Source organism: Streptomyces sp. NPDC093568, from assembly GCF_044764945.1.
In the GTDB taxonomy this organism is placed as follows: domain Bacteria; phylum Actinomycetota; class Actinomycetes; order Streptomycetales; family Streptomycetaceae; genus Streptomyces.
In genome coordinates this window covers 275,526-291,890 of sequence record NZ_JBIWJD010000005.1, presented here as the reverse complement: position 1 = coordinate 291,890, position 16,365 = coordinate 275,526, and the positions used below count along the sequence as shown (strand labels likewise).

15 protein-coding genes and 1 pseudogene are annotated in these 16,365 nt (G+C 71.3%); 11 read left to right on the top strand and 5 right to left on the bottom strand.

All coding sequences use genetic code 11. From position 1 onward, the window contains the following. Positions 1–314: 314 nt before the first annotated feature. The 3 genes from ACIRD7_RS22010 to ACIRD7_RS22000 all read left to right on the top strand — a co-directional run bounded on the left by ACIRD7_RS22010 (position 315) and on the right by ACIRD7_RS22000 (position 3,374). Positions 315–2,054: a lytic murein transglycosylase gene (locus ACIRD7_RS22010; protein ID WP_403455716.1), complete on the top strand. Its 1,740-nt coding sequence runs from the start codon at positions 315–317 to the stop codon at positions 2,052–2,054. A 167-nt stretch (positions 2,055–2,221) separates the two neighbouring features. Continuing rightward, a complete protein-coding gene (locus tag ACIRD7_RS22005; protein WP_403455713.1) occupies positions 2,222–2,356 on the top strand; it encodes an SPW_0924 family protein in 135 nt (44 codons plus the stop codon). Between the two features lie 25 nt (positions 2,357–2,381). Next, positions 2,382–3,374, top strand: a complete 993-nt coding sequence (locus tag ACIRD7_RS22000; RefSeq protein ID WP_403455712.1) for a DUF3068 domain-containing protein — start codon at positions 2,382–2,384, stop codon at positions 3,372–3,374. Here the strand turns inward: ACIRD7_RS22000 and hrpB are convergent. Then, on the bottom strand, positions 3,364–5,841 hold the full coding sequence (hrpB, locus tag ACIRD7_RS21995; protein ID WP_403455710.1) for an ATP-dependent helicase HrpB: 2,478 nt from the start codon (positions 5,839–5,841) through the stop codon (positions 3,364–3,366). The genes ACIRD7_RS22000 and hrpB overlap by 11 nt on opposite strands. Before the next feature lie 4 nt (positions 5,842–5,845). Further along, positions 5,846–6,649, bottom strand: a complete 804-nt coding sequence (locus ACIRD7_RS21990) for a class I SAM-dependent methyltransferase (RefSeq protein WP_403456388.1) — start codon at positions 6,647–6,649, stop codon at positions 5,846–5,848. Positions 6,650–7,025: 376 nt separating this feature from the next. On the opposite strand from ACIRD7_RS21990, the gene rpsA reads away from it, so the two are divergent. The 4 genes from rpsA to ACIRD7_RS21970 all read left to right on the top strand — a co-directional run bounded on the left by rpsA (position 7,026) and on the right by ACIRD7_RS21970 (position 10,742). Beyond that, the gene (gene rpsA, locus ACIRD7_RS21985) at positions 7,026–8,522 is read left to right on the top strand and encodes a 30S ribosomal protein S1 (protein ID WP_403455708.1); all 1,497 of its coding nucleotides are present in this window, start codon (positions 7,026–7,028) and stop codon (positions 8,520–8,522) included. Between the two features lie 160 nt (positions 8,523–8,682). Continuing rightward, complete coding sequence (locus ACIRD7_RS21980) at positions 8,683–9,621, top strand: PAC2 family protein (RefSeq protein WP_403455705.1); 939 nt, start codon at positions 8,683–8,685, stop codon at positions 9,619–9,621. A 55-nt stretch (positions 9,622–9,676) separates the two neighbouring features. Next, positions 9,677–10,291, top strand: coding sequence for a dephospho-CoA kinase (gene coaE, locus ACIRD7_RS21975; protein ID WP_403455703.1), 615 nt, complete (start codon positions 9,677–9,679; stop codon positions 10,289–10,291). Positions 10,292–10,361: 70 nt separating this feature from the next. Then, positions 10,362–10,742 carry a tetratricopeptide repeat protein gene (locus ACIRD7_RS21970; protein ID WP_403455701.1) on the top strand — a complete coding sequence of 127 codons (381 nt, stop codon included), beginning with the start codon at positions 10,362–10,364 and terminating at the stop codon, positions 10,740–10,742. A 130-nt stretch (positions 10,743–10,872) separates the two neighbouring features. Here the strand turns inward: ACIRD7_RS21970 and ACIRD7_RS21965 are convergent. Further along, positions 10,873–11,130 (bottom strand): annotated as a pseudogene (locus ACIRD7_RS21965) (DUF6343 family protein); the annotation flags it as partial. 55 nt (positions 11,131–11,185) lie between these two features. On the opposite strand from ACIRD7_RS21965, the gene ACIRD7_RS21960 reads away from it, so the two are divergent. After that, positions 11,186–12,097: an acyltransferase domain-containing protein gene (locus tag ACIRD7_RS21960; RefSeq protein ID WP_403455698.1), complete on the top strand. Its 912-nt coding sequence runs from the start codon at positions 11,186–11,188 to the stop codon at positions 12,095–12,097. A gap of 89 nt (positions 12,098–12,186) precedes the next feature. Next, complete coding sequence (locus ACIRD7_RS21955) at positions 12,187–12,651, top strand: DoxX family protein (protein ID WP_403455696.1); 465 nt, start codon at positions 12,187–12,189, stop codon at positions 12,649–12,651. A 103-nt stretch (positions 12,652–12,754) separates the two neighbouring features. Here ACIRD7_RS21955 and ACIRD7_RS21950 read toward each other — a convergent pair whose 3' ends face one another. After that, entirely contained in the window at positions 12,755–13,288 is a 534-nt protein-coding gene (locus tag ACIRD7_RS21950) for an RNA-binding S4 domain-containing protein (RefSeq protein ID WP_403455693.1), read from the bottom strand. Between the two features lie 90 nt (positions 13,289–13,378). On the opposite strand from ACIRD7_RS21950, the gene ACIRD7_RS21945 reads away from it, so the two are divergent. Next, the gene (locus tag ACIRD7_RS21945; protein WP_403455691.1) at positions 13,379–14,080 is read left to right on the top strand and encodes a uracil-DNA glycosylase; all 702 of its coding nucleotides are present in this window, start codon (positions 13,379–13,381) and stop codon (positions 14,078–14,080) included. Here ACIRD7_RS21945 and ACIRD7_RS21940 read toward each other — a convergent pair. Continuing rightward, positions 14,073–14,726 (bottom strand): GntR family transcriptional regulator, encoded by a 654-nt coding sequence (locus tag ACIRD7_RS21940; RefSeq protein WP_403455685.1) that lies wholly within the window; start codon positions 14,724–14,726, stop codon positions 14,073–14,075. The genes ACIRD7_RS21945 and ACIRD7_RS21940 overlap by 8 nt on opposite strands. Positions 14,727–14,898: 172 nt before the next feature. Here ACIRD7_RS21940 and ACIRD7_RS21935 point away from each other — a divergent pair, with 172 nt between their 5' ends. Further along, positions 14,899–16,365, top strand: coding sequence for an NCS1 family nucleobase:cation symporter-1 (locus ACIRD7_RS21935; protein WP_403455682.1), 1,467 nt, complete (start codon positions 14,899–14,901; stop codon positions 16,363–16,365).

Below are 16,365 nucleotides of genomic sequence, written 5' to 3'. Positions count from 1 at the left end.
GGCTCCTCGCGTGAGGTCTTGGCGGGACGGGTCGGCCCCGGTGTCGGCGTAGCCAGTATGAGGGGCGTACGACGGACAGCTCTCACATGACCAAGCGGTAAAAATCGGGCACCAACGGGTGACCCTGCAAAGGAAGTTGTCGTAGGGTCGCCTGGGTCGCCGCGGCGGCGGAGCGCGGTCGGACGGAAGAACGTCGACGAAAGCGCGCCGCGAGGGCAACTGTGGCGGCGGGTCGATCGTCACTACAGGGGCGAGCAAGGCGAGCTCGGCAGAAACAGACGGGCGCTCGGGCGTCCACGGGAGGGGTCCACTACATGGCGGCGCAATTCGGCAGGCTCCGCAAGGGCGCGGTGAACACCACCGTCGCCGCGGTCGTCGTAGCGGCACTGGCCGCCTCCCAGGCTCCGGGAGTGACCACCGACGACGCCGGCAGAAGAGTCACCACCGGAACCCAGCCCTCCCCGGACGCGCCCGCCGAGGACAGCGCGACCGGCAACTCGCCGTACTACACGGACCTGCCGCCGCTCAACAGTCCCAACCCCTCGCCGACCACCGGCACCACCCCCGTCACGCCGGGCGAGAGCGAGGCGGGCATCCCCGCGACCGTCCTCGACGCGTACAAGAAGGCCGAGACCGCGCTCCGGCAGGCCAAGCCCGGCTGCAATCTGCCCTGGCAACTGCTGGCCGCCATCGGCAAGGTCGAGTCCGGCCAGGCCCGCGGCGGCCGCGTGGACGCCGACGGCAACACGCTCTCCCCGATCCTCGGCCCCCAGCTCAACGGCAACGGCTTCGCGAGCATCAGCGACACCGACGGCGGCGCCTACGACGGGGACAGCACCTACGACCGCGCCGTGGGCCCGATGCAGTTCATCCCGTCCACCTGGGAGTGGGCGGGCCGCGACGGCAACGGCGACGGCAAGAGCGACCCCAACAACATCTACGACGCCGCTCTCGCCGCCGGGCACTACCTGTGCCGCAACGGCTGGGACCTGTCGACCCAGGGCGACCTCGACCGCGCGATCCTCAGCTACAACAACTCGCGGGACTACCTCAACCTCGTCATGAGGTGGCTGGAGTACTACCGCAAGGGCACCCACGAGATCCCGGACGGCACGGGCTCCCTCCCGAGCGGCCGCAGCGACGCCACGACGGGCGCGAGCCCCTCGCCGACGCCCACGACGCCGAGGACGCCGACGACTCCCGGCACCAAGCCCGGCGGCAACGGCGGCTCCACGAGCCCCACGCCGAAGCCGACGCCTCCCGACACGCCCACCCCGACGCCCACGCCCACCCCCACCCCGACCGACACGGTCCACCACCTGGAGAACGCGGGCACGGGGAAGCTCACCGCGATGGCGGGCGACACCTTCACCGAGCGGATCGGCACCCGCGCCGAGACCAGGGTGGGCACGCCCGTCGCCAAGGTCCGCGTCCGCTTCACGATCGTCGGCGCCACCGACGCCACCTTCAGCAACGGCGAGAAGTACGCGACCGCCGTCACCGGCGCCACCGGCCAGGCCACGGCGCCCGCGCTCGAGGCGGGCGAGACCACCGGCGAATTCGTCGTCCGTGCCACGCTCGTCGGCCGTTCGATCACCTTCGACTTCAGGGCGACCGTCACCGAGCGGGCCGCCGACACCCTGGCCCGCACCAGCGACGCCGCGCTGACCTGCACGGTGGGCGGCGAGTTCGCCGACCAGGTCGAGGTGAAGGCGACCTACAAGGGCGCAGTGGCCGACAAGGTCGCGGCCACCGCCACCCTGATCAAGTCGGCCGACGACCCGGCCGAGAACGACAAGGGCCCCTACTTCAAGGACGCCGACGGCAAGCCCGTTCGCACCCTGACCGACCTCACCACGGACGCGGACGGCCTGCTCAAGCTGCCCAAGCTGTACGCGGACGACACCGCGGGCACCTATCTGCTCCGCATCACCACGGCGGGCGGCGCGACGCTGACCGTGGAGCTCAAGGTGGAGGCGGCGGCCGAGACCTCGCCCAGCCCGACCCCGACGGAGTCGGCTTCCGGCTCGGCCTCGCCGAGCCCGAGCGCGTAGCCACCGAGGCTTCCGCCCGAGGGCGCCCTTCCGCTACGGCGGACAGGGCGCCCTTCGTTGTGTGTGCAACGTGTTCTCATCTCGCCCGCGCGTTGCTACGGTGCCCGGACCTGACGAAGTATCAGATGCGTCGGCTGTGTCGGCTCCGAGATCGCCGGGAGGCCCGTATGCGCGCCCTGATCGCCGCCGCGACCGGTCTCGCGGCCGCGCTCGCTCTCGTCCTCGGGCTGACCGCGATGGGCTCCCCGTCCGGCGAGACGTCCCCGAAGCCGCTGCTGACGACGGTGCCCGCACACCCGTAACCACCCGTCCGGGAGGGAGGCCGAGATGCGCCGCAAGGCCAGTCTGATCCTGCTCGCCCTCGCCGTGTTCTTCGCGGCCCTGTCCCCGCTGCTGCGCTGGTACGCCTTCCCGCGGCTGGCCAAGATCCCGGCCAACCAGTACCAGGACATGGTCCTGGAGGCGAAGGACGCCACCCTCCTCGACTACGGCACCATGAAGGCCCGCAAGGTCTCCAAGGTCACCATCGTGCAGACGCTCAAAGGCGACGTCGAAGCCTCGGAGAAGATCGAGAAGACGGCCGGGAAGGACGTCGTCGTCTGGGACGGCCTGTCGTACGTCGTCGGCCCCGACGGCAAGATGGTCTCCAAGATCCCCGAGCGCTACATCTTCGACGCGCACACCCAGGAGCCCGTGCACGCCACCGGGGAGATGGTCGACGGCGACCCGGTGAAGCGGGAGGGCATCGAGTTCAAGTGGCCCTTCCTGACGGAGAAACGGGACTACGAGTACTTCGACGCCCAGGCACGGATCACCGCCCCCATCCACTACAAGGGCACCCAGGACTTCCGCGGCGTCGAGGTCTACTACTTCGAGCAGACCATCCCGTGGACCAAGGTGACGTTCCCCAGGACGATGCCGGTCCAGGGCATAACGCCGGAGTCCGTCGCCAAGACCGGCACCACCCGCTGGTACACGACCGTCCGCAAGTTCTGGGTCGAACCCCTCACCGGAGCCCCGGTCTACGGCGAGGAGATCCACAAGGAGGAACTGCGCGGCGGCACCCTGCTCGGCGGCCGGGAGAAGGTGACGGCGTTCGCGGGTCACGTGAAGATGCGCGAGGACTACATCGTCTCCACGGTCGACCTGGTGAAGTCCAACCGCACCCTCGTCCTGCTGATGACGTCGTACCTGCCCTGGAGCTTCCTGGCCCTGGGCCTGCTGCTCCTTGCGCTCTCCCTCTACCTGGAGGCACGCGGACGCCGCCCCGGCGACCCGGAGCCGACGAGGGACACCGAACCGGAGCCGGTCACCGCCTGAGCCGGGCGTTGGTGTGCCGGGTCGGCTCGGCGCCCGCGGGGTCCTCGGGCCACGGGTGCTTCGGATAGCGGCCGCGCAGCTCCGCCCGTACGCCCTTGTAGCCGTCCTTCCAGAAGGAGGCCAGGTCGGCGGTGACGGCGGCCGGGCGTCCCGCGGGGGAGAGGAGATGCACCAGGAGCGGGACCCCGGCGACGGCGGGCGACTCGTGCAGTCCGAACATCTCCTGCAACTTCACGGCGAGGACGGGCTGTTCGGGGTTGTCGTAGTCGATCCGGATCCTGGACCCACTCGGCACCTCGATGCGCTCGGGCGCCAACTCGTCGAGCCGGCCCGCCTCCCCGGAGGCCCACGGCAGCAGCCGGGTCAGCGCCTGCCCCGCGTCGATCCGCCCGAGGTCGCCCCGCCGCCGGGCCTGCCCCAGCTCGGGCTCCAGCCACTCGTCCACGCGCGTGTGCAGCGCCTCGTCGGCGACGTCGGGCCAGGGCTCTCCGAGGTGCAGACGCAGGAAGGCGAGCCGCTGCCGCAGTACGACGGCGTCGGGCGCCCACCGCAACAGGCCGAGCCCTTCCTGCCGCAGCCCGTCGAGGAGGGCGTCGCGTACGAGGGCGGGGTCGGCGTCGCGCAACGGCCGCGCCGCCAGCTCGATCGCCCCCAGCCGCTCGACCCGCCGGGCGACGACGTCCCCGTCGGCCCAGTGGACCTCCTGGCTCTCCCGGTACAGCGGGGCCGCCGCCGACCGGGCCGTGTCCTCGTCCACCGCGGCGGCGAGCTGCACGCGCGCGTGCCCCTTGCCGACGGGCCGGTCCGCGACGGCCACGGCGATCCACGGGGCACCCCGCAGCGGACTGCCCTCACGGAGCTCGGCGCGCGTGCCGGAAGCCATGAGATAGGAACCGCCGTCCGCCTTCGCGACACGCTCGGGAAAGGCGAGTGCTGCGACGAGGCCCACGGCGCGGTCGTCCACCGCGTCCGGCGCCGCGCTCTCGCCGGCCGCCCGCAACCGCCGCACCTCCGCACGCCACCGCCCCGCGTAGGCGTCACCGCCGCGCCGGGCCGCCCGCAGCGCGGCGGCCAGGTCGTCCCCGTACTCCCTCGGGGCCTCCTCGCTCAGCAGCGCGACCACCTCGGCACCCGCACCGGAGGTGTCCAGCAGCGCCCGCCCCAGCCGGGGATGCAGCCCCAGCCGTGCCATCGCCGTGCCCCGCGCCGTGGCCCGCCCGTCGGCGTCCACCGCCCCGATGGCCGTCAGTACGCTCCGCGCCGCCGCCATCGCCCCGCCGGGCGGTGCGTCCAGCAGCGCGAGCCCGGCGGCCTCAGGATCGCCCCAGCACGCCGTCTGCAACGCGAACGCCGTCAGGTCGGCCACCTTGATCTCCGGTGACGGGAAGCGCGGCAGCCGCGCGTCCTCCGCCTCGGCCCAGCAGCGGTACACCGCGCCCGGCGCCTCACGCCCGGCCCGCCCCGCGCGCTGGCGCCCGGCGGCCTGCGAGGCCCGTACCGTCGTGAGCGCGCTCAGCCCGCGCGCGTGGTCGACGCGGGGCTCGCGCGCCAGCCCGGAGTCGACGACCGCCCGCACCCCGGGAACGGTCAGCGACGACTCCGCCACGGACGTCGCCAGCACCACCCGGCGCCGCTCCCCGCGGGCCAGCACCGCGTCCTGCACGGCCGCCGGGGCCCGCCCGTGCACCTGGAGCACCTCGACGTCCCCGAGATCACCGAGCTGCCCGGCCACCCGCGCGATCTCGCCGACACCGGGCAGGAAGCACAGCACGTCCCCCGCCCGCTCGGCCAGCGCCCGCCGTACCGTCGACGCCACGTGTGCCAGCAGCGCCGGGTCGACCCGCATGCCGTGCGGCGGCCGTACGGGACGCGTGGGCGGGGCCCACACCACCTCCACGGGGTGCGCGGTGCCCTCGGCCGCGACGACGGGGGCGTCACCCAGCAGCCGTGCCCAGCCCTGCGCGTCCGTCGTCGCAGACGCGGCCACCAGCCGCAGCTCCGGCCGCAGCGCCTGCCGTACGTCCCACAGGAACGCCGCCACCGTGTCCGCGTCCAGATGCCGCTCGTGGCACTCGTCGAGGATCACCGCGTCCACACCCGCGAGCTCCTGGTCGCGCTGCAGGCGCTGGAGCAGCACACCGGTCGTGACGACCTCCACGCGCGCGTGGCGGCCGACGACGCGTTCCCCGCGGACGGTGTAGCCGACGCTCCCGCCGACCTTCTCGCCCAGCAGCCACGCCATCCGCCGCGCGGCGGCCCGTGCCGCGATCCGCCGGGGCTCGGCGACGACGACCCGCCGTGCCGGTCCCTCGCCGAGCAGCCCGGCGAGCGCGAGCGGCACCAGCGTCGTCTTGCCGGTGCCGGGCGGCGCGACGAGCACCGCTGTGCCGTGCCCGGCCAGGGCGTCGGTCAGAGCGGGCAGGGCGCCGCGTACGGGCAGTGCGTCCAGGGCGTCGTAACGGATCACGCTCTCAGTCTCGTACGCAGACGAAGATCGCCGTCCCCGGGATCAGGTTCCCGCGCAGCGGCGACCAGCCGCCCCACTCCGAGGTGTTCCAGGCCGGCCACTCCGGCTCGACCAGGTCCACCAGCCGGAACCCGGCCGCCACGACGTCCCGCACCCGGTCGCCGATCGTGCGGTGGTGCTCGACGTAGACCGCCTCACCCGCCTCGTCCTGCTCGACGTACGGCGTGCGGTCGAAGTAGGAGCCCGAGACGGACAGGCCCTCGGGACCCGGCTCGTCGGGGAAGGCCCAGCGGAGGGGATGGGTGACCGAGAAGACGAAGCGTCCGCCCGGGCGCAGGACGCGGCGCACCTCCTTGAGGACGAGCACCGGGTCGGCCACGAACGGCAGCGCCCCGTACGCCGAGCACGCCAGGTCGAAGGAGGCGTCGGCGAAGGGGAGCGCGCACGCGTCGGCGCACACCAGAGGGAACGCGCCCCCGATGCGCAACGCGTGCTGGAGCTGACGGTGGGAGAGGTCCAGGGCGACCGGGCGGGCGCCCTGCGCGGCCAGCCAGCGCGAGCACTGCGCCGCGCCGGCGCCGATCTCCAGGACCTCCTTGCCCTTGAGCTCCTCCGGCGGACCCAGCAGCTCGGCCTCCACCTCGTCCAGTCCCTCGGGGCCCCACACGAAGCGGTCGTCACCCAGGAAGGTGCCGTGCTCGACCTGGTACTCGTCCGCGTTGCGGTCCCACCAGCCCCGGTTGGCCCGCGAGCTCTCCGCGACGCCGGACTCACGCCGCGTGGCCTCCGGTTCGTACTCTTGGATGATCGGCTCCCTCGTCGTACTCTTCCGTCACCTGAATGGCGCGGCCCCTCGCGGCGGTGTCACGAAAGGGACTGCCCAAGGCCCACGTGGCCTCAAGAGACAGGTTTTGTGCCGGGTATAGGGCGATCCGCCCCGGGTGTGCGGCTTCGCGCATTGACCCTGTCCGGCTGCCCCCGTATGCTACAAGTTGCGCTGCGGGCCTGCGCACCTCAGACGTAGCAGGCTGCGCTCGCATCTGTTGTATGTCCCCTCGGTTCTCGAGGCGCCACGAGCTTTTCGCGTGGCGCTTCCTTGGCTGTCCGGCTTCTTCAGAGCGAAACGGGCTCCCGGCGTAAGCAGTACCTACGACTTCAATGTCCGTACCGGAGCCCTTTCCCACATGACGAGCAGCACCGAGACCACCGCCACCACCCCGCAGGTAGCGGTCAACGACATCGGTAACGAGGAAGCCTTCCTCGCCGCGATCGACGAGACGATCAAGTACTTCAACGACGGCGACATCGTCGACGGCGTCATCGTGAAGGTCGACCGGGACGAGGTCCTGCTCGACATCGGTTACAAGACCGAAGGCGTTATCCCGAGCCGCGAGCTCTCGATCAAGCACGACGTCGACCCCAACGAGGTCGTCGCCGTCGGTGACGAGATCGAAGCCCTTGTTCTCCAGAAGGAGGACAAGGAAGGCCGCCTGATCCTCTCGAAGAAGCGCGCCCAGTACGAGCGTGCCTGGGGCACCATCGAGAAGATCAAGGAAGAGGACGGGATCGTCACCGGTACCGTCATCGAGGTCGTCAAGGGTGGTCTCATCCTCGACATCGGCCTTCGTGGCTTCCTCCCGGCCTCCCTGGTCGAGATGCGCCGCGTCCGCGACCTCCAGCCCTACGTGGGCAAGGAGCTCGAGGCCAAGATCATCGAGCTGGACAAGAACCGCAACAACGTGGTCCTGTCCCGCCGTGCCTGGCTGGAGCAGACCCAGTCCGAGGTCCGCCAGACGTTCCTCACCACCCTCCAGAAGGGTCAGGTCCGTTCCGGCGTCGTCTCCTCGATCGTCAACTTCGGTGCCTTCGTGGACCTGGGTGGCGTCGACGGTCTGGTTCACGTCTCCGAGCTGTCCTGGAAGCACATCGACCACCCCTCCGAGGTTGTCGAGGTCGGCCAGGAGGTCACCGTCGAGGTTCTCGACGTCGACATGGACCGCGAGCGTGTCTCCCTGTCGCTGAAGGCGACCCAGGAAGACCCGTGGCAGCAGTTCGCCCGCACCCACCAGATCGGCCAGGTCGTGCCCGGCAAGGTCACGAAGCTGGTTCCGTTCGGTGCGTTCGTCCGCGTGGACGAGGGCATCGAGGGTCTGGTCCACATCTCCGAGCTGGCCGAGCGCCACGTGGAGATCCCGGAGCAGGTCGTCCAGGTCAACGACGAGATCTTCGTCAAGGTCATCGACATCGACCTCGAGCGCCGTCGCATCAGCCTCTCGCTGAAGCAGGCCAACGAGTCCTTCGGTGCCGACCCGGCCTCGGTCGAGTTCGACCCGACCCTGTACGGCATGGCCGCGTCCTACGACGACCAGGGCAACTACATCTACCCCGAGGGCTTCGACCCCGAGACCAACGACTGGCTCGAGGGCTACGAGAAGCAGCGCGAGGAGTGGGAGCGCCAGTACGCCGAGGCGCAGACCCGCTTCGAGCAGCACCAGCAGCAGGTCATCAAGTCCCGCGAGGCCGACGCGGCGGCTGCCGCCGAGGGCGGCGACGCGGCGGGTGCGGCTCCGGCCGCGTCCGGTGGCTCGTACTCCTCCGAGGGTGCCGACAACAGCGGCGCGCTGGCCTCGGACGAGGCGCTTGCCGCACTGCGCGAGAAGCTGGCCGGTGGTCAGAGCTGAGCTGACGCTCACTGAGCAGTAGCTCTTGGCTGAGGGGCCGCACCTTTCGGGGTGCGGTCCCTTCGTCGTTCGTCCGGCAAGATCATGAACCCCTCCTCCTCGGGAATGCCGCCGCCCGTAAGGGCGTTGTCACATGTGGACACGAGGAGGAGCGGTCATAGTGCTTGATCCGCAGGGTTTGTACGCATGGGAGCCGAAGGGCCTCGCCGTCGTCGACATGGCGCTCGCCCAGGAGTCGGCCGGTCTTGTCATGCTCTACCACTTCGACGGATACATCGACGCGGGTGAGACCGGCGACCAGATCGTCGACGGCCTCCTGGACTCGCTGCCCCACCAGGTCGTCGCACGCTTCGACCACGACCGGCTGGTGGACTACCGCGCCCGCAGGCCCCTGCTGACGTTCAAGCGCGACCGCTGGGCCGGCTACGAGGTGCCCGCCATAGAGGTGCGGCTCGTCCAGGACGCCACCGGCGCGCCCTTCCTGCTGCTGTCCGGACCCGAGCCGGACGTGGAGTGGGAGCGTTTCGCCGCGGCCGTGAAGGAGATCGTCGAGCGGCTCGGCGTCCGGCTGTCGGTGAACTTCCACGGCATCCCGATGGGCGTCCCGCACACCCGCCCGGTCGGCCTCACCCCGCACGGCAACCGCACCGAGCTCGTCCCCGGCCACACCAGCCCCTTCGAGGAGGCGCAGGTGCCCGGCAGCGCCGAGGCCCTCGTGGAGTACCGGCTGATGGAGGCGGGGCACGACGTCCTGGGCGTCGCCGCGCACGTCCCGCACTACATCGCCCGCTCCCCGTACCCGGACGCGGCCCTGACCGTCCTCGAGGCCGTCACGGCGGCGACCGGACTGGTCCTGCCCGCCGTCGCGCACTCCCTGCGCACCGACGCCCATCGCACACAGAACGAGATCGACCGCCAGATCCGCGAGGGCGACGAGGAGCTCACCAACCTCGTCGAAGGGCTCGAGCACCAGTACGACGCGGTCGCCGGCGCCGAGAGCCGGGGCAACATGCTCGCCGAGCCGGTGGACATCCCCTCGGCCGACGAGATCGGCCGGGAGTTCGAGCGCTTCCTGGCGGAGCGCGAGGGCGACGGCTGAGCGGCGACCGGTCCTGCCCGGTGCGCTGTCAGTGGCAGGACCTAAGCTGTCGGTCATGCTGAAGGTGGGCCTGACCGGCGGCATCGGCGCCGGCAAGAGCGAGGTGTCACGGCTGCTCGTGGAGCAGGGAGCCGTGCTGATCGACGCGGACCGGATCGCGCGGGAGGTCGTCGCGCCCGGTACGCCCGGTCTCGCCGCCGTCGTCGAGGCGTTCGGCGAGGACGTGCTCGCCGCCGACGGCTCTCTGGACCGGCCCAGACTCGGGTCGATCGTCTTCGCCGACGCGGACCGGCTCGCCGTGCTGAACTCGATCGTGCACCCCCTGGTGGGCGCCCGCTCCCGCGAGCTGGAGGAGGCCGCCGCCGAGGACGCCGTCGTCGTCCACGACGTCCCGCTCCTCACGGAGAACGGCCTGGCGCCGCTGTACGACGTGGTGGTCGTCGTCGACGCCCGCCCCGAGACCCAGCTCGACCGGCTCGTCGGCCTGCGCGGCATGACCGAGCAGGACGCACGCGCGCGGATGGCCGCGCAGGCGACCCGCGAGAGACGCCGGGAGATCGCGGACATCGTGATCGACAACGACGTACCGCTGGAAGAGCTCCGGCGGCGCGTGAAGGACGTATGGGACGAGCTGGTGCGGCGGGCCCATGGGGCTCCTGAGGGCCGGTAGTCCCCCTCGCCCCAGGAATAGGCGTGTTCCGATCGCGCGTTAATCCTCCCAGTGAGGGAAGGACTCTGCCGTGCCCGAGACCAGCGGTTCGACCGGACGTACTCCGGAGACGCATGTCATCGACTTCCGCGCCGCCGAGCAACTGCTCGCCGCGCGGGACCCGCGGGGCGCGGTGAAGCTGCTCGACGGGGTCATCGACGCGCACCCGGAGAACACCGCCGCGCGGCTGCTGCGTGCGCGGGCGTTTTTCGCGGCGGCCCAACTGAGGCCCGCCGAGCTGGAGTTCACCATCGTCCTGGAGCGTGAGCCGGACAACGCGTTCGCGCACTTCGCGCTCGCCCGCACCTATGAGCGGCAGAGCCGGCACGACCAGGCCAAGCGCCACTTCCGGCTGGCCGCCGCGCTCGACCCGAACCCGCAGTATCTGAAGGCGGCGCGGTTCGACGCGTGAGCGGCGACGGGGTGGGCTGCCCTCGGCGCGATCAGGGGCGGTGGTTGTCCGGCGGGGGCTGCTGCGGTCCGTTCCACGGCGGTGTGCCGTGTGGTCCGCTCCACGGCGGTGGTCCGTGCGGGTGGTAGGAGCGCTCCTCCGGCGGGAGGTACGGCGGAATGTCGCGGCCCGGCTGGTAGTGCGGGCCCTGGTGGATGTGCCTGAGGACCATGGCCAGGTCGATCGTGATCACCAGCCACAGCACCCCGCAGGCGATCGCCCAGCCCGGCCGCCCGGCGAGCGCGAACGCGACGGTGCCGAAGACCGCCCAGACCACGCCCCACACGCACAGCCAGAAGCGGACCCGCAGCGCACTGCGTGCCGTCATCGGCTCACTGCCCGTACGCATCCACATCACCGCTTCTTCTTGCAACGTACTCCTCGTTCTCCAGGCAGGGGGCCCTGTGCTGCCGGACACCGATGAACTGGCCGAGGTGCTGCTCGACCTCTCCGTACCCCACGAGGACGTCAACGACCTGGTGCGGATGGCCCGGCGGGTGACGGACGACCCGGAGCTGCGGCAGTTCCTGCGGCGGTCCGTCGACGAGCTGGTCCGGGGGATCGGCGAGGTCGGCGGCCCGGTCGACCTGCCCGACCTCGACTGGGCCTCGGGTGCCCTGCAGCGCTGCTTCCCCGTGTACGTGTTCGTCGCGGCGCTGCCGTACACCCGTGCCTTTCACCGGGAGCACGGCATCCCGGCCGACGTCTCCCGGCGCACCCTCGCCGACCTCGGGCGGAACATGGCCGTGCACCGCAGGCGGCACGGCCGGGCGGGTCTGCAGGCCCCCTGGTGGCTCATCCATCACTTCCGCGGTGAGCTGTACCAGCTGGGCCGGCTGCAGTTCGAACGGGCACGGCTCGGACAGCGGACCGGGACCGGACTCGCGGCGGCCGGACTCGACGCCGGCCCGGACACACCGTGTCTCAATCTCCACATACCCGACTTCCAGGGGCCGTTGTCCCCGGTCGCCGTCGAGCGGTCCCTGTCGCTGGCCAGGGAGTTCTTCCCGCTGCACTTCCCGCGGGAGCGGTACCGCGTGGCGACCTGCCACTCCTGGCTGCTGGACACACAGCTCGGCGAGTACCTTCCGGAGAACTCCAACATCGTCCGTTTCCAGAAGCGTTTCCGCGTCCTGCGCGAGGACCGGGAACCGGCCGACACCGAGCCTGTCCAATTCGTCTTCGGGGACCCGGAGTTGCCGATCGAGAGCCTGCCCCGCCGGACGGCCGTGGAGCGGGCCGTCGGGGACCATCTGCGGGCGGGCGGGCACTGGTACGTGGGGCACGGGTGGCTGCCGTTCGGCGGGGGCGCGTAGAAATTCCCCTCCTACGGCGATGAGTTCGGGAGCGAGCGCCGGTCTACCTCTGTGACAGCACCACGGACCGCTGAACACAGGAGATCCCCATGTCCGAGACCACCGCCCCCGTCACCACCGCCGCCTCCGCCCCTTCCCGCACCGTCATAGCCGAGTCCGCGACCCCGCGCGGGCGCCGCGCCCGCATCGCCCTGCGCGGTCTGCAGATCGTGCTCGCCCTCTTCTACGGGATCGCCAGCGCCCTGCCCAAGCTGATCGCGCACCCGTCGGCCGCCGAGGGCTTCGACGAGCTCGGCTGGGGCAGCGCGGGGATGTACACCATCGGTGCCCTCGAACTGGCCGGTGCCGTCGCGTTGTTGATCCCGGTGCTGCAGTCGGTGGCCGCGATGGCGCTGAGCGCGCTGATGGTCGGCGCGTTCGTGGTGACGATCACCGCCTTCGGCGGCGAGAACGCGGCGACACCGCTCATCCTGATCGTGCCGCTCACCCTGATCGCCTGGGCGCGGCGGAGCTCGAACGCCGATCTGCTGCGGCTGGTGCGACGGCGGGCGTGAGCCGACGCGGCCGTTGGACGCGCGACGACGACGTACGACACCGACACCCGTCGATGGCGTCCGGCCCGGGCCTGTGCGGCCCGCCGGACGCCGCCGACGTGTGTCAGCGTCCTTGCGGTCGTCCCGCGTCGCCGCCCATGAGTCCGCGCAGGCGTTCCAGCTCGCGCCGGTCCCGCTTGGTGGGGCGGCCCGTGCCGCGGTCGCGGATGCCGGCCGGGGCGACGGCCACGCGCGGCGGCGGAGGGGGCGAGTTGTCGACGTAGCACTGGACCGCGACCGGGGCGCCGACCCGCTTGCGGATCAGCCGCTTGACGATGACCACCCGCTCCCGGTTCTCCTGCCGCAGCCGGACCTCGTCGCCGATGCGCAGGGAGTGGGAAGGCTTCACGCTCTGGCCGTTCACGCGCACGTGCCCGCCCTTGCAGGCGGAGGCGCCCATGGAGCGGGTCTTCACCAGACGCACGGCCCAGATCCAGCTGTCGACCCGCACGGACTCGCCGCTGTGCGGACCGGCCGCCTCGGCCGCGGCCACGGCGGCGGCGAGCTTCGGGTCGTCGGCCTGTTCGGCGTTCGTCGCGTCCGGCCGCTGTTCGTCGGCCGCGCTGCCGCCCTTCTCCTCGTCATCCTGGGAAGCCATGCCTCGACCTTAGTCCTCACCCGGGGCGGCGACGGCCTTACGGCGGAGCCGGCGGTCTGCTGGTGGAGCTGACGGCCGTACGGTGGAGCTGTGGACGCCCTCACCGAACTCGACCTGCGGGTTTCCGGCTGCCGGGCCTGCCCGCGGCTGGTCGGCTGGCGTGAGGAGGTGGCCCGCACCAAGCGCGCCGCCTTCGCCGACCAGACGTACTGGGGCCGGCCGGTGCCCGGATTCGGCCCGGTGGACGCCCGGCTGCTGATCGTCGGGCTCGCCCCGGCGGCCCACGGAGGCAACCGCACCGGCCGGATGTTCACCGGGGACCGCTCCGGTGACGTGCTCTACCAGGCGCTGTACGACGAGGGGCTCGCCTCGCAGCCCACGTCCGTCGCCGTCGACGACGGACTGGAGCTGTACGGCGTCCGCGTCACGGCCCCCGTGCACTGCGCCCCGCCCGACAACAAACCCACCCCGGGCGAGCGCGAGACCTGCCGGCCCTGGCTGCTGCAGGAGCTGCGGCTGCTGCGGCCGACGCTGCGCGCGGTCGTCGTCCTGGGCGCCTTCGGCTGGCAGGCGACCTTGCCCGCGCTGGCGGAGGCGGGATGGCAGGTGCCCAGGCCGCGGCCGGCGTTCGCGCACGGGGCGCGGGTCGCGCTGGACGGGGCCGACGGGGGCGCCCTGGCACTCTTCGGGTGCTTCCACGTCAGTCAGCGCAACACCTTCACCGGCCGGCTCACCCCCGCGATGCTGCGCGAGGTCCTGCGGGCGGCGGCCCGGGCGGCGGAGCTCAGGTAGGGTCCTCGCCGAAGAGGTGCCGGACCGTCGAGCGGTAGTTGGCCTGCACGTGGCTCAGGGTGTGGGCGCGGGCGCGCTCCGGGTCGCCGGATGCGATCGCCTCGTACAAGTCCTTGTGCTCTTCGAGGAGTTGGGGCCACTCCTCGTTCTGCCGGGTGAGCCAGCGCAGGCGGCCGTCGACCGGTTCCATGACCGAGGTCAGCAGGCTGTTGCCGGCCATGGCCAGGATCCTGTTGTGGAACCGGGTGTTGACGTCGGTGATCCGCTCGGCGTCCCCGGCCTCGGTGGCCCGCGCCGCGCCGCGCAGCAGCTCCCGCAGCTCGGCCAGGTCCTCCGCCGTCGCCCGGGACGCGGCGAGTCCGGCCGCGTACACCTCCAACGCCTCGCGCAGCTCGAAGAGTTCCTTGACATCGGCGGGGGTCAGCCGCCGTACGACCGTACGGCGCGGCGTCTCGAAGTGGACGAACCCCTCGGCGACCAGTGCGCGGATCGCCTCGCGGACCGGCACCCGGGAGACGCCGAAGCGGTCGGCCAGCTCGCGCTCGACCAGGCGGTCGCCGGGGCGCAGACGGCCCGCGATGATGTCCTGCCGCAGGGTGGCCAGGACGCGCTCGCGGATCGCTCCGAGCGGTTCGATCTTCGTCATGGGGCCCATCTTCGCCGACCCGGAGCGCGTTTTACGAAGCGTTAACAGCAGCGATATCCGTCCGAACGGTTGACGGGAGGACGATGACGGCAGTTTGGTATACCAAAAGCGCGCGGCAGTCGTAGTTCTCGCCATATCAGTCCTCCTTCGTCCCCTCGCTCCTGGAGGCCCCGTGTCCCTCGCCGACCGTGCCGAAGCCACCGGCACAGCGCCGTTCGTCCCCGACCCCCGGCTCACCAACGAAGACCTCGCGCCCGCCGGCAAGCGCAACTGGAAGGTCTTCGACCTCTTCGCCCTGTGGATGTCCGACGTCCACAACCTCGGCAACTACACGTTCGCGGCCGGTCTGCTGGTCCTCGGCATGAACGTGTGGCAGGTCTTCACCTCCCTGCTCGTCGGCTTCGTGCTCATCTACATCGGCATGAACTGGATGGGGAAGATCGGCCAGCGCCACGGCGTGCCGTTCCCCGTCGTCAGCCGCATCAGCTTCGGTGTCTGGGGCGCCAACATCCCGGCGCTGATCCGGGCCGTGATCGCCATCATGTGGTACGGCATCCAGACCTACCTGGCCTCGGTCGCGGTGAACGTGATGCTGCTGGCCGCCTGGCCGGGGCTGGAGTCCTGGACGCACAGCTCCTTCCTCGGCCTGCACGCGCTCGGCTGGGTCTCCTTCCTCTCCCTCTGGCTCATCCAGGCGCTGATCATCAGCCAGGGCATGGAGTCGGTGCGCAAGTTCCAGGACTTCTGCGGACCGGCGATCTGGGTGGTCATGATCGCGCTGGCGGTGTGGGTGCTGGCGAAGGCCGGCTGGACCATCTCCCTCACCACCACCCCGCACCCGGTCTCCGTCGGCGAGCAGTGGCGGCAGTGGTTCGGCGCGATCGGCCTGATCCTCGCCACGTACGGCACGCTGATGCTCAACTTCTGCGACTTCTCCCGCTTCGCGCCCGACTACCGGACGGTCCGCAAGGGCAACTTCTGGGGCCTGCCCATCAACTCGACGGCGTTCGTGGTCGTCTCGGTGATCGTCACGGCCGGTTCGCTGGAGGTGTTCGGCGAGGCCATCACGGATCCGGCGGAGCTGGTGGCGAAGGTCGGCAACACCTGGGTGCTGGTCCTGGCCGCGCTGACGTTCGCCATCGCCACCATGGGCGTCAACATCGTCGCCAACTTCGTCTCACCGGCGTACGACCTGGCCAACGTCTGGCCGCAGAAGATCACCTTCAAGGTCGGCGGCATGATCAGCACGGTGGCGGCGCTGGTGGTGACACCGTGGAACCTCTTCTCCAACCCCACGGTCGTCAACTACTTCCTGGGCGGCCTCGGCGCCTTCCTCGGTCCGCTGTTCGGCGTGATCATGGTCGACTACTACCTGGTGAAGCGGGGCCGCGTGGACGTGGACGAGCTCTTCTCCGCCGAGCCGGGTTCGCGCTACTACTACCGCAAGGGCGTCAACCCCAAGGCGCTGTGGGCGTTCCTGCCGGCGGCGGGTGTCGCGGCGGTGCTGGCGCTGGTGAAGACGTTCGGCGACGTGGCGCCGTACTCCTGGTTCATCGGTACGGCGCTGGCGGCGGGGCTGTACCTGGTGCTGTGCCGCGACGAGCGCGAGGCCACCGGATCCGTGGTGCGGGAGGTCTGA

Coding starts and splice junctions, on each gene's coding strand:
- rpsA (WP_403455708.1), top strand. CDS start 7,026: ATGACGAGCAGCACCGAGACCACCGCCACCACCCCGCAGGTAGCGGTC.
- ACIRD7_RS22010 (WP_403455716.1), top strand. CDS start 315: ATGGCGGCGCAATTCGGCAGGCTCCGCAAGGGCGCGGTGAACACCACC.
- ACIRD7_RS22005 (WP_403455713.1), top strand. CDS start 2,222: ATGCGCGCCCTGATCGCCGCCGCGACCGGTCTCGCGGCCGCGCTCGCT.
- coaE (WP_403455703.1), top strand. CDS start 9,677: ATGCTGAAGGTGGGCCTGACCGGCGGCATCGGCGCCGGCAAGAGCGAG.
- ACIRD7_RS21940 (WP_403455685.1), bottom strand. CDS start 14,726: ATGACGAAGATCGAACCGCTCGGAGCGATCCGCGAGCGCGTCCTGGCC.
- ACIRD7_RS22000 (WP_403455712.1), top strand. CDS start 2,382: ATGCGCCGCAAGGCCAGTCTGATCCTGCTCGCCCTCGCCGTGTTCTTC.
- ACIRD7_RS21950 (WP_403455693.1), bottom strand. CDS start 13,288: ATGGCTTCCCAGGATGACGAGGAGAAGGGCGGCAGCGCGGCCGACGAA.
- ACIRD7_RS21955 (WP_403455696.1), top strand. CDS start 12,187: ATGTCCGAGACCACCGCCCCCGTCACCACCGCCGCCTCCGCCCCTTCC.